This is a genomic window from Achromobacter sp. ACM03 (genome assembly GCF_014851665.1).
GTDB classification, from domain to species: domain Bacteria; phylum Pseudomonadota; class Gammaproteobacteria; order Burkholderiales; family Burkholderiaceae_B; genus Achromobacter; species Achromobacter aegrifaciens.
This window is the reverse complement of record NZ_JACVAD010000006.1, coordinates 103,742-116,654: the sequence shown is the minus strand read 5'-3', so window position 1 is coordinate 116,654 and position 12,913 is coordinate 103,742. Positions and strand designations below refer to the sequence as shown.

Sequence of the window (12,913 nt, the reverse complement as noted above, 5' to 3'; positions counted from 1 at the left end):
CACCCATGCTTGAAATCCGCCACCTTGAAACGCTTTCCGCCATCCGCGACGGCGGCAGCCTGCAGGAAGCCGCCGAGCGCCTGCACCTAACCCAGTCGGCCCTGTCGCACCAGTTGCGTGACCTGGAAACCCGGCTGGGCACGCCGTTGCTGAACCGCCGCACGCGGCCGGCTCGGCTGACGACGGCGGGACTGCGGGTGCTGGCGCTGGCGGATGACGTGCTGCCGCGCATCCGCGCGACGGAACGGGACCTGCAGCGGCTGGCCGCGGGCCGCACCGGCCGGCTGCATTTGGCCATCGACTGCCATTCCTGCTTCCAGTGGCTGATGCCGGCCCTGGATGCCTTCCGCGTGCAATGGCCGGACGTGGCGTTGGACCTGTCGGCGGCGTTTTCCTTCGCCCCCCTGCCCGCTCTGGTGCGCGGCGACCTGGACCTGGTCATCACGTCAGATCCCCAGCCGCTGGAGGCGGTGGAATACCTGCCGTTGTTCAAGTACGAGCTGGTGCTGGCCGTGTCGGAATCCAATCCGCTGGCAGGCAGCAAGTTCGTCATGCCGGAGCAATTGGCCGACCAGACGCTCATCACCTATCCCGTGGACAAGCAGCGCCTGGACATTTTCACGGCCTTCCTCGACCCCGCCGACGTGGAACCGGCCGCCGTCCGCCGCGCGGAACTCACTCCCATCATCGCGCAACTGGTAGCCAGCAACCGCGGCGTGGCCGCGCTGCCCAACTGGGCGCTGACGGAATACATGAATCAGGGTTGGCTGCGGCTGTGCCGGCTGGGCCCGCAAGGCGTATGGCGCACGCTGTACGCGACGGTACGCAGCGAAGACACGGACGCGTCGTACATCGATGAGTTCCTGACCATTACCCGGGATGTCTGCTTCAAGACGCTGTCGGGGATCAAGTCGGCAAAGTAAGAGGCCAGGCGCTTCGGGCGTAGCGCTCAGTCCTCGTCGCCGCCTGCACCCAGGATGCGGCGGATCACGTCATGCGCGAACCCGCGGCTGGCCAGAAAGCGGGCCTGCTTGGCATAGGCCGCGCGGTCTTCCGGCTTGGCGCTGAAGCGCTTCTTCCAGACTTCCAGCGCGCGGTCGTACTCGGTGGCCCGCAGTTGTTCGCGCAATTCGGCGACTTGGTTGTCGTCCACGCCATGTTGCCGCAATTCCTGCACGATGCGCGCCGCCCCTTGGCGCGACGCGCGGCGGTGCACCAGGCTTTGCGCAAAACGTTCGGTGGACAGCCAGCCTTCTTCTTCCAGGGCATCCAGCACGGCCTCGACTTCGCCCGGGTCCTCGGCGTAGGCGGCAAGCTTGCGCGCCAACTCTTCGCGGGCATGCTCGCGCCGCGACAGATAGCCCACGGCCCGCATCTTCAGCGATGGCCCCTTGCGGGCGGACTGGCCGTCCGCGTCCGGGCCGTCCTCGGCAGCGGCGGCGCGCCGGCCTCGGCGCACATTGCCGGCTTCCGAGCTGCGGCTCCATTGCTCTGGCGCATCGCTGGATTCCGCTTCCTGATCGCGGCGCGCATCCGAAGTGCGGCGCAAGCCCTGGGGCTTGGCCACGGTTTCGAATTCATCGTCCAGCTTGGCGCGTAGGCGCTCGGCTGAAGCGGGCGGCGATTTCCAGCTCATGCGTTTCCTGCTTGGTATGCATAACGGCAGGCCCGTCCTGGCGCCTGCCGCAACTGTTCGGGCTGCCCCGACGCGATAGGCGGTCCGTTTGCGGCGAACTTGAATTGCGCCGCGCCAGGCCCGCCACCAATCCGATTACTCTTCGGAGGTATCTTCCGCGGTGGGCACGAATTCTGCCGCGCGGCTGACGATGCCCTGGTTTTCGCGAACGCGGTTCTCGATTTCGATGGCCAGTTCCTTGTGCTCTTTCAGGTACTCGCGAACATTGTCCTTGCCCTGGCCGATGCGGTTGCCGTTGTAGCTGTACCAGGCGCCGGACTTGTCGACCACGTTGGCGGCCACGCCCAGATCGATGATTTCGCCTTCGCGCGAGATGCCGGCACCATACATGATGTCGAATTCGGCCTGCTTGAACGGCGGCGCGACCTTGTTCTTCACGACCTTGACGCGGGTTTCGTTGCCGACGACCTCGTCACCCTTCTTGATGGAGCCGATGCGACGGATGTCCAGGCGCACGGAGGCGTAGAACTTGAGCGCGTTGCCGCCGGTGGTGGTTTCGGGGTTGCCGAACATCACGCCGATCTTCATGCGGATCTGGTTGATGAAGATGACCATGCAATTGGTCTTCTTGATGGTGGCGGTGAGCTTGCGCAGCGCCTGGCTCATCAGGCGGGCTTGCAGGCCGGGCAGGGAATCGCCCATTTCGCCTTCGATTTCGGCCTTGGGGACCAGTGCGGCCACCGAGTCGACCACGATCAGGTCGACCGAGCCGGAGCGCACCAGCGCGTCGGTGATTTCCAGCGCCTGTTCACCCGTGTCCGGCTGCGAGATCAGCAGGTCGGCCAGGTTCACGCCCAGCTTGGAGGCGTATTGCACGTCGAGCGCGTGTTCGGCGTCGACGAAGGCGCAGGTGCCGCCCAGCTTTTGCATTTCAGCGACCACCTGCAGCGTCAGCGTGGTCTTGCCCGAGGATTCCGGACCGTAGATTTCGACCACGCGGCCTCGCGGCAGGCCGCCGACGCCCAGCGCGATGTCCAGGCCCAGGGAGCCCGTGGAAACCACCTGGATGTCGTGCGACACCTCGTTGTCGCCGTAGCGCATGATCGAGCCCTTGCCGAACTGCTTTTCGATCTGCGAAAGCGCGGCGGCAAGCGCCTTGGCCTTTTCCGATGCGGCGGCCTTGGTGGTTTTGTCGTCCATGTAGAGTCCTGTCTGTAACGTATCTGGTGTCTAGGGAAGTGCCGCAGGGTTAGGCGGGTGCTTTGAGCAACGGGTCAGATTATGGCATCGGATTATACTGTACATAAAACCAGTGTGCCAGTGTTTTGCACGTATACCCTGAGTGGCAAGCATGGCGCCCTATGCCAGAATGCCAGACGAACCCGGCGTTTTGTCCCCTTTGCGCCGCGGGGCCTTTTCTCACTGTAGCCCATGCGTATCCTGATCGCCGAAGACGACAGCATCCTGGCCGACGGCCTGTCCCGTTCGTTGCGCCACAACGGCTATGCCGTGGATGCGGTGCGCGACGGACTGGCGGCCGACTCGGCGCTGGCGGCCCAGGCATTCGACCTGCTCATCCTCGACCTGGGCCTGCCGCAACTGGCCGGACTGGAAGTGCTGCGCCGCCTGCGCGCCCGCAATTCCGCCCTGCCGGTGCTCATCCTGACGGCTGCCGACAGCATCGAACAGCGCGTCAAGGGCCTGGACCTGGGCGCCGACGATTACATGGCCAAGCCTTTCGCGCTGTCCGAGCTCGAGGCCCGCGTGCGGGCCCTGACCCGGCGCGGCGCGGGCGGCGGCGCCACCATGATCAAGCATGGCCGCCTGCTGTTCGACCAGACCGGCCGCGTCGCCATGGTCGACGACCAGACCCTGGACCTGTCGGCGCGCGAAGTCAGCCTGCTCGAGATCCTCCTGACCCGCAGCGGCCGCATGGTCAGCAAGACCCAGCTGGTCGACCACCTGTGCGAATGGGGCGAAGAGGTCAGCACCAATGCCATCGAGGTCTACGTCCATCGCCTGCGCAAGAAGCTGGAGCCCAGCGGCGTGAAGATCGTGACCGTGCGCGGCCTGGGCTACTGTCTTGAGCGGGACCAGGGTGCGGCGTACCTCGCAAGCTGAAGCGGCGCCGCCGGAAGCGCTGAACCAGGAAGCACTGGATGTCATGCGGGCGGGGGCCAAGGGCCCCAGCTTCGCGCCGCCGCAGCGCTCCCTGCTGGGCGAAATCCTGGACTGGATGCTGGCGCCGCTATTCCTGCTGTGGCCGATGAGCGTGGCCATCACCTATGTGGTGGCGCAGAACATCGCCAACGTGCCCTACGACCGTGCGCTGGCCAATAATCTTCATGTGCTGACGCTGCAGGTACATGCGCAGGACGGCCGGGCCGTGCTGAAGATGACCAACACCGCGCGGGAAGTACTGCACGCCGACGAGACCGATAGCGTGTTCTGGCTGGCGCTGGGCAGCCGCGGCGAATACCTGGGCGGCGACCGCGCCCTGCCCCTGCCTTCCACCGTGGGCCAGCCCCGGCCCGGCGAAGTGCAGTACGAGGACGCGACCTTGCGCGGCTTCGGGGTCCGGCTGGCGTTCACCTGGGTGGACCTGCATCTGCCCGATACCCAGCCGGCGCTGCTGATCGCGGCCGAGACCGTCGAAAAGCGCACCCAGCTGGCCAACGACATCATCAAGGGCGTGATCATTCCGCAGTTCGTGGTGCTGCCTGTCGCCGTGCTGCTGGTGTGGTTCGGGCTGTCGCGCGGGGTGGCGCCTTTGAACGCGTTGCAGCAGCGCCTGCGGGCCCGCCGGCCCGACGACCTGTCGCCCATCGACGAGCGCGCCGCCCCCACCGAGATCGCGCCCCTGGTGGCAGCGATGAACGACCTGCTGGACCGGCTTTCGTCCAACGTGCAGGCGCAGCGCCGCTTCGTCGCGGACGCCGCGCACCAGCTGAAAACCCCGCTGGCCGGCCTGCGCACCCAGGCCGAACTGGCCCTGCGCGACGCCAGCCCCGAGGAAATGCAGTCCAGCCTGCGCCAGCTCGTGACCGGTTCCGAGCGCGCCACGCGCCTGGTGAACCAGTTGCTGTTGCTGGCCCGGGCCGAAAACCCCAGCGCCATCGGCATGACCCGCACGGACATCAACGCCATCGCCTACGAACAGGCCATGCACTGGGTGCCGCAGGCGCTCTCGCTGAGTACCGACCTGGGCTTCGAAGGCTCGGACCACCCGGTCGAGATCAACGGCAACCCGCTGCTGCTGGCCGAACTGCTCAACAACCTGGTGGACAACGCGCTGCGCTACACGCCGCGCGGCGGCCACATCACGGTGCGCACGCAGATCCTGGGTGCGCATGCGGTGTTGGAGGTAGAGGATTCCGGCCCCGGCATCCCGCCTGAAGAGCGCGAACGGGTGTTCGACCGCTTCTACCGCGTGCTGGGCACCCAGTCCGACGGCAGCGGCCTGGGGCTGGCCATCGTTCGGGAGATCGCCCAGAAGCACCAGGCCAGCGTCGAAATCGGCGATCACCCCACGACGTATTCGAACCTCCCCGGTATGCGGATTCGGGTGATCTTTCCGCTTTACGCCGAGTTGTCAGACCTCTCCGACGTCTCCTAGGACTATCCCTAGCCTCCCAGGGAGCAGTTACTTTCAGTTTCAATTTTAAGACTCAAGTAAGTATCCCGTCAGAACCTCGTCAGCCTCACCCCCCAATGTTGCATATAGCTCAATGTCGGCTCGCCGGCGGCGGGCGCAGCACGGCGGACCACCGCCGGCCATAAAACCGAGGAGACATCATGAGCACAACAACCATGGCAGGCCGCGGTCCATCCGCGGATCCGCGCCCGATGACCAAGGATGAACGCCGCGTCATCTTTGCGTCGTCGCTGGGCACGGTTTTCGAGTGGTACGACTTCTACCTGTACGGCTCGCTAGCCGCCATCATCGCGCAACACTTCTTCTCGGGCGTGAACCCCACCGCGGGCTTCATCTTCGCCCTGCTGGCGTTCGCCGCCGGTTTCGCCGTGCGTCCGTTCGGCGCACTGGTGTTCGGCCGACTGGGCGACCTGGTCGGACGCAAGTACACCTTCCTGGTCACGATCGTGATCATGGGCCTGTCCACGTTCCTCGTGGGCGTGCTGCCCAGCTACGCCAGCATCGGCCTGGCCGCTCCCGCCATCCTGATCGTCCTGCGCCTGCTGCAAGGCCTGGCGCTGGGCGGTGAATACGGCGGTGCGGCGACCTATGTCGCCGAACACGCGCCGCATGGCCGCCGTGGCTTCTACACGTCCTGGATCCAGACCACCGCGACCCTGGGCCTGTTCCTGTCGCTGCTGGTCATCCTCGGCATCCGCACGTTCATGGGCGAAGACGACTTCAAGGCCTGGGGCTGGCGCATTCCGTTCCTGATCTCGGTCGTCCTGCTGGGCATCTCGGTGTGGATCCGGTTGCAGTTGAACGAATCGCCGACCTTCCAGCGCATGAAGGACGAAGGCAAGGGTTCCAAGGCGCCGATCGCCGAATCGTTCGGCCAGTGGAAGAACCTGAAGGTCGTGATCCTGGCGCTGCTGGGCTTGACCGCCGGCCAGGCCGTGGTCTGGTACACGGGCCAGTTCTACGCCCTGTTCTTCCTGACGCAGACGCTGAAGGTCGACGCCAACACCGCCAACATCATGATCGCGATCGCGCTCCTGATCGGCACGCCCTTCTTCGTGATCTTCGGCGCGCTGTCCGACAAGATCGGCCGCAAGCCCATCATCATGGCCGGCTGCCTGATCGCCGCGGCGACGTACTTCCCGATCTTCCAGGGCATCACGCACTTCGCCAACCCGGCGCTGGAAAAGGCCCAGGCTTCGGCGCCGGTCACCGTGATCGCGGACCCGGCCACCTGCTCGTTCCAGTTCAACCCCGTGGGCACCGCCTCGTTCACCAGCTCTTGCGACGTGGTCAAGTCGTTCATGGCCCGCAACTCGGTGAACTACAAGAACGAAGCGGCCCCGGCCGGCTCGGTCGCCAAGGTCAAGATCGGCAACGACGAGTTCGCCTCGTTCGACGGCAAGGCCCTGGCGCCCGCCGACTTCAAGGCCAAGGCCGCCGAACTGGACAAGTCGCTCACCACCGCCATCCGCAGCCACGGCTACCCCGCCAAGGCTGATCCGGCCCAGAGCAACAACGTGATGGTCGTGGTGCTGCTGACCATCCTGGTGATCTACGTGACCATGGTCTACGGCCCGATCGCCGCCATGCTGGTGGAAATGTTCCCGACGCGCATCCGCTACACGTCGATGAGCTTGCCTTACCACATCGGCAACGGCTGGTTCGGCGGCTTCCTGCCCCCGGTCGCCTTCGCCGTGGTCGCCGCCACCGGCAACATCTACGACGGCTTGTGGTATCCGATCATCATTGCAGTCATGACCCTGGTCATCGGCACGCTGTTCGTGCGCGAATCCAAGGACAACGACATCAACGCTTAAAAGGCCATCCCCCGCCGGACGGGACTGCTGCGCCCGCCCGGCCTTTCAAAAGCTCCTTATGGAGCTTTTTTTTTTGCGCGCGCATTGGGGGCTATGGATAGCTCATCGTGAACGTCGCCCGGCCATTGGCCGATCCACCCTTGACCGTGGCCCCGGTTTGCACGTAGCTCGCCGACAGCGGGATCAGGAACGTGCCATTGGCGGCCGCCCCCGCGTACCAACGATTGGGGTTGTCCTGCGCAGCCGAGTCGGGGCCATAGCTGATAAGCGTCGTCCCGCTCTTGACCTGAATGCCTAAACCCTGCGCCGTTGACCCCGAGGTCAGCGACAGCACGGCCGTGCGGTTGGAAGGCGCAGTCTGGTCGGTCAAGGTCAGATGGATGTCGGTGGTGCGGCCGGCGTCGCCACCCGAGCACTGCAATGCGATGTTGAAGCTCTCGGACTTCGAAGTGCTTCCCACCCCAGAGAACTTGCTGGCTGGAATGGTGCCGAGCGGGACGGGAATGGACGGCGTGGCGACTTTGCAGGTAGGGATCACCGGCTTGACGGTGACACTGCCCCGCCAACTGTAGCGCAAGTACTGTTCAGCGCCGACCTTCCATTCCGCGAATATCCCGCTCAACGTTCCGCCGGTTGTGATCGGCCCGGTCTTCACCAGTTCGACCAGAAGGCTGTGAGTACCCATCGTGCCCGACCATGAGTCGGTGCACGAAGACGGCCACCAGACTTTGGTGCAAGATCCCGAGCTTGTGAACTTCAGCCTGTAGCCGATCCCCGAAATCCCAGAATCGTAGAGATTGTTTCCCTGGTAGGTCTTCGAACCCACGAAATCAATCCTGAACGTACCGGAACTGCAGCCACCGCTACCGCCACTGGATGCATTGACAGAACCGCTCCAAAGCGTGGCGCCGACAGTAAGCGCAGGGTCGAAGGCAATAGAAGCGGGACCTTGAAGCGTGAACGCGTACGGATTCGTACAAATTGCCGCCGAGCTGTCGTTTGCAAACAAGTGCGACAGGACAATTGCGCCAGCCGCAGCCAGGAGCCGGACTGCTTTCTTCATGTTTCACCTCGCATCACGCATCACCTCGCCGAAAAGTACGAGTTCTGAGTACCGAAGACCGGCATCGACAAACCTCGATAGCGAGAGAAAAGTGTATTTTTTCGACCCGAGGCGGAAAATCAGCCCAGTCCCAGACCAAGGTCGCCAACGATAGGCCCGGTCCGAATTCGCCTATGTCGCTCCATCGCAATTGAGTCCGCACTTTCAGGACCATGTCAGACCCGCGCCATTAGACTGGGCGCTCAGATTACGGCCTTGCGCCAGATTGACCGACGATTGATCCCCCTGTCGGCCGATTGCAGGGCCAGTGTTCTGACACCGATACCGCGTTCCCCGCGAGCCTTTTATGACGCGGTATTGCGTGCTCCCGTACCGGCCCGGCCCTCAATGAGCCGGGCCGCTTTTTTTTGCCTGCGCGCGCAAAAATGGCGACCCTGCGGTCGCCATCGGCGGATCTTGCAGACAGCCCGCAGTCAGCGGCGCATGCCGACGCCGATCGCCACCACGCCGGCCACGATGGCCGCAATGCCGGCCCAGGCCGGAATCGCCACCGACTTCTCGGTCTCGGCGGTGGCCTTCACCGAACCGATCTGCAGCACGGTCTCCTCGGACTTGTAGTTGAAGCCCTTGTAGGCCAGGGCGGCGATACCCAGGCCGATCAGAATGGCGCCGATGATCTTCATTTTTTATCTCCAGTTCGACTTGCTGCGCGGACAGTAGCGCATCGGCCCGCCGCTGTCAGTGACAGAAGGTGTCGCGTCACGCTGCGGTATTGCCGCACTTCGGCAAAGCGGCCGGGTCGTATAGAATCAACCCTTTTGGCCGACGCTCATGTGGTTCAAGAATCTCAAGATTTATCGCCTCTCCTCGCCGTGGACGCTGGTCGGCGACCAGCTTGAAGAAACGCTCGCGCGGCATGCCTACCAAAGCGGCAACAACCTCGAAATGCAAAGCCTGGGCTGGGTTCCTCCGCGCGAGAACGGCGGCCTGGCGCATGTGGTCAACGGCCAGATCCTGCTGAGCCTGCGCGCCGAAAAGAAGCTGCTGCCTGGCACCGTGGTGAACCAGGTCGCCAAGGCCCGCGCCCAGGAAATCGAAGAGCAGCAAGGCTACAAGCCGGGCCGCAAGCAAATGAAGGAAATCAAGGAACGCGTCACCGACGAGCTCCTGCCGCGCGCCTTCAGCGTGTACCGCGACACGCGCGTCTGGATCGATCCGCAGAACCATTGGCTGGTGATCGACGCGGCCGCCTCGGCCAAGGCCGACGAAGTCATCGGCCTCCTGGCCAAGTGCGTGGATCCGTTCCCGCTCGAAAACCTGTACGTGGCGCAGTCGCCGGCTTCGGCCATGACCGGCTGGCTGGCCGAGGACGAGGCTCCGGCCAACTTCTCGATCGACCAGGACACCGAGCTGCGTTCGTCGGGCGAAAGCGGCGCAGCGATCCGCTACGTCAAGCATTCGATCGACGCCGATGACGTGCGCCGCCATATCCAGTCGGGCAAGCAGTGCACCCGCCTGGCCATGACCTGGGCCGACCGCATTTCGTTCGTGCTGACCGAAGGCCTGGACGTCAAGCGCGTCGCGCCCCTGGACGTGCTGAAGGAAGGCAACGAAGGCGTGGCCGCCAACGACGACGAGAAGTTCGATTCCGACATGATGCTGATGACGGGCGAATTGGCCAAGATGATGGCCGAACTGGTCGACGCGCTCGGCGGCGAAAAGAAGGTGTAAGCCGCGGGCGCCATGGCGCCAGGCAAACCGCGGGCCGCCCCTGACCGGGCGGCCTTTTTCATGCGCGCGCCGGGCCTCAGGCCGCCACGGCGCGGTCGCGGCCGGCCTGCTTGGCCTGGTAGAGTGCCTGGTCGGCGCGGTCGATCAGATAGGCATAGTCCGGGTGGCCGTCGAAGGTCGCCACGCCAATGCTGGCCGTGATATGCAGCGGCCCCGCCTCGGGGATGTTGAACACATGGCGGCGGATCTCCGCGCCCAGCTTCTCGGCCGTCGCCAGCGCGGCCTCCTGCTGCGCATCCACCAGCACCACGAGGAATTCCTCGCCGCCGTAGCGGAACACGAAATCGCTGGAGCGGCACGATTGGTGCAGCACTTCCGCAAACTGGCGCAACACCTGGTCGCCGCCCGAATGGCCGTGCTGGTCGTTGATGGCCTTGAAATAGTCGATGTCCAGCAACAGGACGGAGAATGCGCTGCGCTGGCGCCGCGCGATCGAGATTTCGCGCCCGACCACCGAGGGCAGGAAGCGCCGGTTCAGCACATTGGTCAGGGGATCGCTGCCGCTCTCGATCTCGGCCACCATGTCGAACAGGCCGTTGAGCAGATGCTTGATGCGCGCCACCAGTTCCTGCAATTCGCGCACGTGGTCCGGCATCGAGGCGGCGAGCCCCTGTTCTTCGCCCCGCATCAATTGCGGCAGCACTACCGAGTCCAACTGCGCGACGGCGTCCGTGATCTGCTGCAGGCCCGGAGCGCTTTCGAACATCGCCCCGCCCTTGTGCTGCAGCCACAGCCCGAATTCCGAGGCCGCCAGCCGCGGCAGGCTTTGCCCTGGCGCACGGTAATGCAAGCCGATCAGCACCGCCTGGCTCCACTCCAGCAAGGCGGCGCGCTGGCGTTCGCGTTCCGTGGAAATGTTCTGGCCCAGGGCGAAAAGGCGATAGGCCTCGTCGTTGCGGGCGCCGCGGCTGATGTCGCGCATGAAGGCGCGGCTCATCTGCTCGACCGCCAGGTCGAACAGATTGCACACGTACTGGGTGGCGACCGATGCGGCCATGCCGTCCAGGTCGCTGGCGCGCAGGCGCAGCGCGATCTCGTTCTTCAGGATGCGGGCGCCCGCCATCACCAGATGGATCGGAATGTGGACGCGGGCGTGCACCTCGCCCACTTTTTTCTGCGTAGCCATCAGGACGGCGATGTCGCCCTGGTCGCGCACGCACAGCAGCCCCTTGAGCCAGCGGGTCATGCCCGCGTGCAAACGGCTGGATACGATGTCGTGGGACAGGCGGGGGCCGGCTTCGGCGTCGGCCAGCAGCGTGGAATAAAAGGCGTCGACCAGGGCGGACAGGCTGTCGCCCACCACTGCGGCGACCTGCCCGCGCGTATAGGCGTCAACCGACTGGTAGACCGCTATCCAGGCCTGCTCGTCGGATGCGCTCAGGTAGCACGCCTGGCCGGATGCGCCGGCGTGCCGATCGGAAGATGGCGCGACGCCAACACTGCTAGTAGACATAGATAATCCGTCCGTAGGCCCTACGGCGTGTCCGGAAACGACACGCGACAGAAAAAGCCAGCGCGGATTATGCTTGAAAACCCCGGCTCCAGGCCGCGTAGCGGCTGGAGTCCAAGGGGTATTCGACCCGGCGCCGCGCGCTTATTCGAGTCCGTGGAAAGCGGAATCGTCCGGACCCACGTGCGACGGATGCTGCCAGGTCACGTCGCGCAAGGAGTGCTGCACCAGGCCCTCCACGCCCAGCAGCACTGCGAAGATCGCCATGCGGATGGGAATGCCGTTATCGGTCTGGCGGAAGATGGCCAGGCGCGGATCGTGGTTCAGGTCCACGCTCAGGTCGTTGGCGCCGGGACGGCTGTCGCGCGGCAGCGGGTGCATCACGATGGTATCGGGGCCGCAGTAGGCGTCGATGATGGCGCGGCTGATCTGGAAATCCGGCGTGTAGCCTTCGTTTTCTTCGTTGGCGAAGCGCTCTTTCTGCACGCGCGTCGCGTAGATCACGTCGGCGCCGGCCAGGCCTTCGGCCAGCGTGCTCTTCTGCTCGATGATGTTGCCGTTGCGGCTGGCCTGCTCGATGATGTAGGCCGGCATTTCCAGGCCCTTGGGCGACACCAGCGAGAACTTCACGTTCTTGTACAGCGCCATCAGCTTGATGAGCGAGTGCACGGTGCGGCCGTACTTCAGGTCGCCGACCATGGCGATGTGCGCGCCGTCCAGCAGTTTGCCCAGGCGCGAGAACTCGGTCAGGATCGTGTACAGGTCCAGCAGGGCCTGGCTAGGGTGTTCGCCCGGGCCGTCGCCGCCGTTGACCACGGGGATGTTGGTGGCGCGCGCGAATTCCGCGACCGAACCCTGGTCCGGATGGCGGATGACCATGGCGTCGACGTAGCCGCTCATGACGCGGCTGGTGTCGTAGATCGACTCGCCCTTGGCCATGGACGAGAACGTGAAGCCGGTGGTGTCGCAGACCGAGCCGCCCAGGCGGCAGAATGCCGAACCGAAGCTCACGCGGGTACGGGTGCTGGCCTCGAAGAACAGGTTGCCCAGCACCGCGCCTTCCAGCACGCGCGACACTTTCTGGCGGCGGGCGATGGGCTGCATCATGTCGGCCACGCGGAACAGGTCCTCGACCGATTCACGGGTGAACTGGTCCACCGACAGCAGTTGGTGCTTGCCTTCCACGGCGATGCGGTCACGCAGCGGACCTTCTTGTACGCTTTGCGTATATTTTTCCAGCAAAACACCGTTCTGGACGATTTCGCTGACGAAGCGCTGCACCACTTCCGGCATGGCGCGGAATTCCTGCGAGCCCTCGGGCAGCAACCAGGTATCAAGCGCCCGGCGTTTGACGCCGATGCGGGTCGCGAACACGTCGCGGGTGAGATTCAGGCGCCGCATGGCGTCGCGCAGGAAGGCTTGCTGGGAAATGGTCATGACGGGCCCCGAACAGGAGATTTATATACGCACTGCGCATATTATTCTCAACGCAAATTCAAGT

The 12,913-nt window shown here is 64.7% G+C and carries 11 protein-coding genes; 5 read left to right on the top strand and 6 right to left on the bottom strand.

Features of this window, described 5'->3' with window-relative positions:
* The first annotated feature begins 5 nt into the window (after window positions 1–5).
* The gene (locus IB257_RS24150) at window positions 6–923 is read left to right on the top strand and encodes a LysR family transcriptional regulator (protein WP_054451055.1); all 918 of its coding nucleotides are present in this window, start codon (window positions 6–8) and stop codon (window positions 921–923) included.
* Between the two features lie 26 nt (window positions 924–949).
* On the opposite strand, the gene recX is transcribed toward IB257_RS24150, so the two are convergent.
* Both recX and recA read right to left on the bottom strand, forming a co-directional pair.
* Window positions 950–1,636 (bottom strand): recombination regulator RecX, encoded by a 687-nt coding sequence (recX, locus tag IB257_RS24145; RefSeq protein ID WP_192492919.1) that lies wholly within the window; start codon window positions 1,634–1,636, stop codon window positions 950–952.
* 135 nt (window positions 1,637–1,771) lie between these two features.
* The gene (recA, locus tag IB257_RS24140) at window positions 1,772–2,836 is read right to left on the bottom strand and encodes a recombinase RecA (protein WP_054451054.1); all 1,065 of its coding nucleotides are present in this window, start codon (window positions 2,834–2,836) and stop codon (window positions 1,772–1,774) included.
* Between the two features lie 231 nt (window positions 2,837–3,067).
* Here recA and IB257_RS24135 point away from each other — a divergent pair, with 231 nt between their 5' ends.
* From IB257_RS24135 to IB257_RS24125, 3 genes are all read left to right on the top strand, one after another.
* Entirely contained in the window at window positions 3,068–3,757 is a 690-nt protein-coding gene (locus IB257_RS24135; RefSeq protein WP_013392535.1) for a response regulator transcription factor, read from the top strand.
* Between the two features lie 115 nt (window positions 3,758–3,872).
* The gene (locus IB257_RS24130) at window positions 3,873–5,252 is read left to right on the top strand and encodes a sensor histidine kinase (RefSeq protein WP_192493002.1); all 1,380 of its coding nucleotides are present in this window, start codon (window positions 3,873–3,875) and stop codon (window positions 5,250–5,252) included.
* A gap of 194 nt (window positions 5,253–5,446) precedes the next feature.
* Window positions 5,447–7,108 (top strand): MFS transporter, encoded by a 1,662-nt coding sequence (locus tag IB257_RS24125; protein ID WP_054451052.1) that lies wholly within the window; start codon window positions 5,447–5,449, stop codon window positions 7,106–7,108.
* Window positions 7,109–7,199: 91 nt separating this feature from the next.
* On the opposite strand, the gene IB257_RS24120 is transcribed toward IB257_RS24125, so the two are convergent.
* Window positions 7,200–8,171: a fimbrial protein gene (locus IB257_RS24120; protein ID WP_082400689.1), complete on the bottom strand. Its 972-nt coding sequence runs from the start codon at window positions 8,169–8,171 to the stop codon at window positions 7,200–7,202.
* Between the two features lie 473 nt (window positions 8,172–8,644).
* Window positions 8,645–8,854, bottom strand: coding sequence for a hypothetical protein (locus tag IB257_RS24115; RefSeq protein WP_054451050.1), 210 nt, complete (start codon window positions 8,852–8,854; stop codon window positions 8,645–8,647).
* A gap of 148 nt (window positions 8,855–9,002) precedes the next feature.
* On the opposite strand from IB257_RS24115, the gene IB257_RS24110 reads away from it, so the two are divergent.
* The gene (locus tag IB257_RS24110) at window positions 9,003–9,902 is read left to right on the top strand and encodes a recombination-associated protein RdgC (RefSeq protein WP_054451049.1); all 900 of its coding nucleotides are present in this window, start codon (window positions 9,003–9,005) and stop codon (window positions 9,900–9,902) included.
* A gap of 76 nt (window positions 9,903–9,978) precedes the next feature.
* Here the strand turns inward: IB257_RS24110 and IB257_RS24105 are convergent, their stop codons facing one another.
* Together IB257_RS24105 and IB257_RS24100 are read right to left on the bottom strand one after the other, a co-directional pair.
* Window positions 9,979–11,415: a diguanylate cyclase gene (locus tag IB257_RS24105; protein ID WP_192492918.1), complete on the bottom strand. Its 1,437-nt coding sequence runs from the start codon at window positions 11,413–11,415 to the stop codon at window positions 9,979–9,981.
* Between the two features lie 141 nt (window positions 11,416–11,556).
* Window positions 11,557–12,849: an aspartate carbamoyltransferase gene (locus IB257_RS24100; RefSeq protein ID WP_054451047.1), complete on the bottom strand. Its 1,293-nt coding sequence runs from the start codon at window positions 12,847–12,849 to the stop codon at window positions 11,557–11,559.
* Window positions 12,850–12,913: the final 64 nt, after the last annotated feature.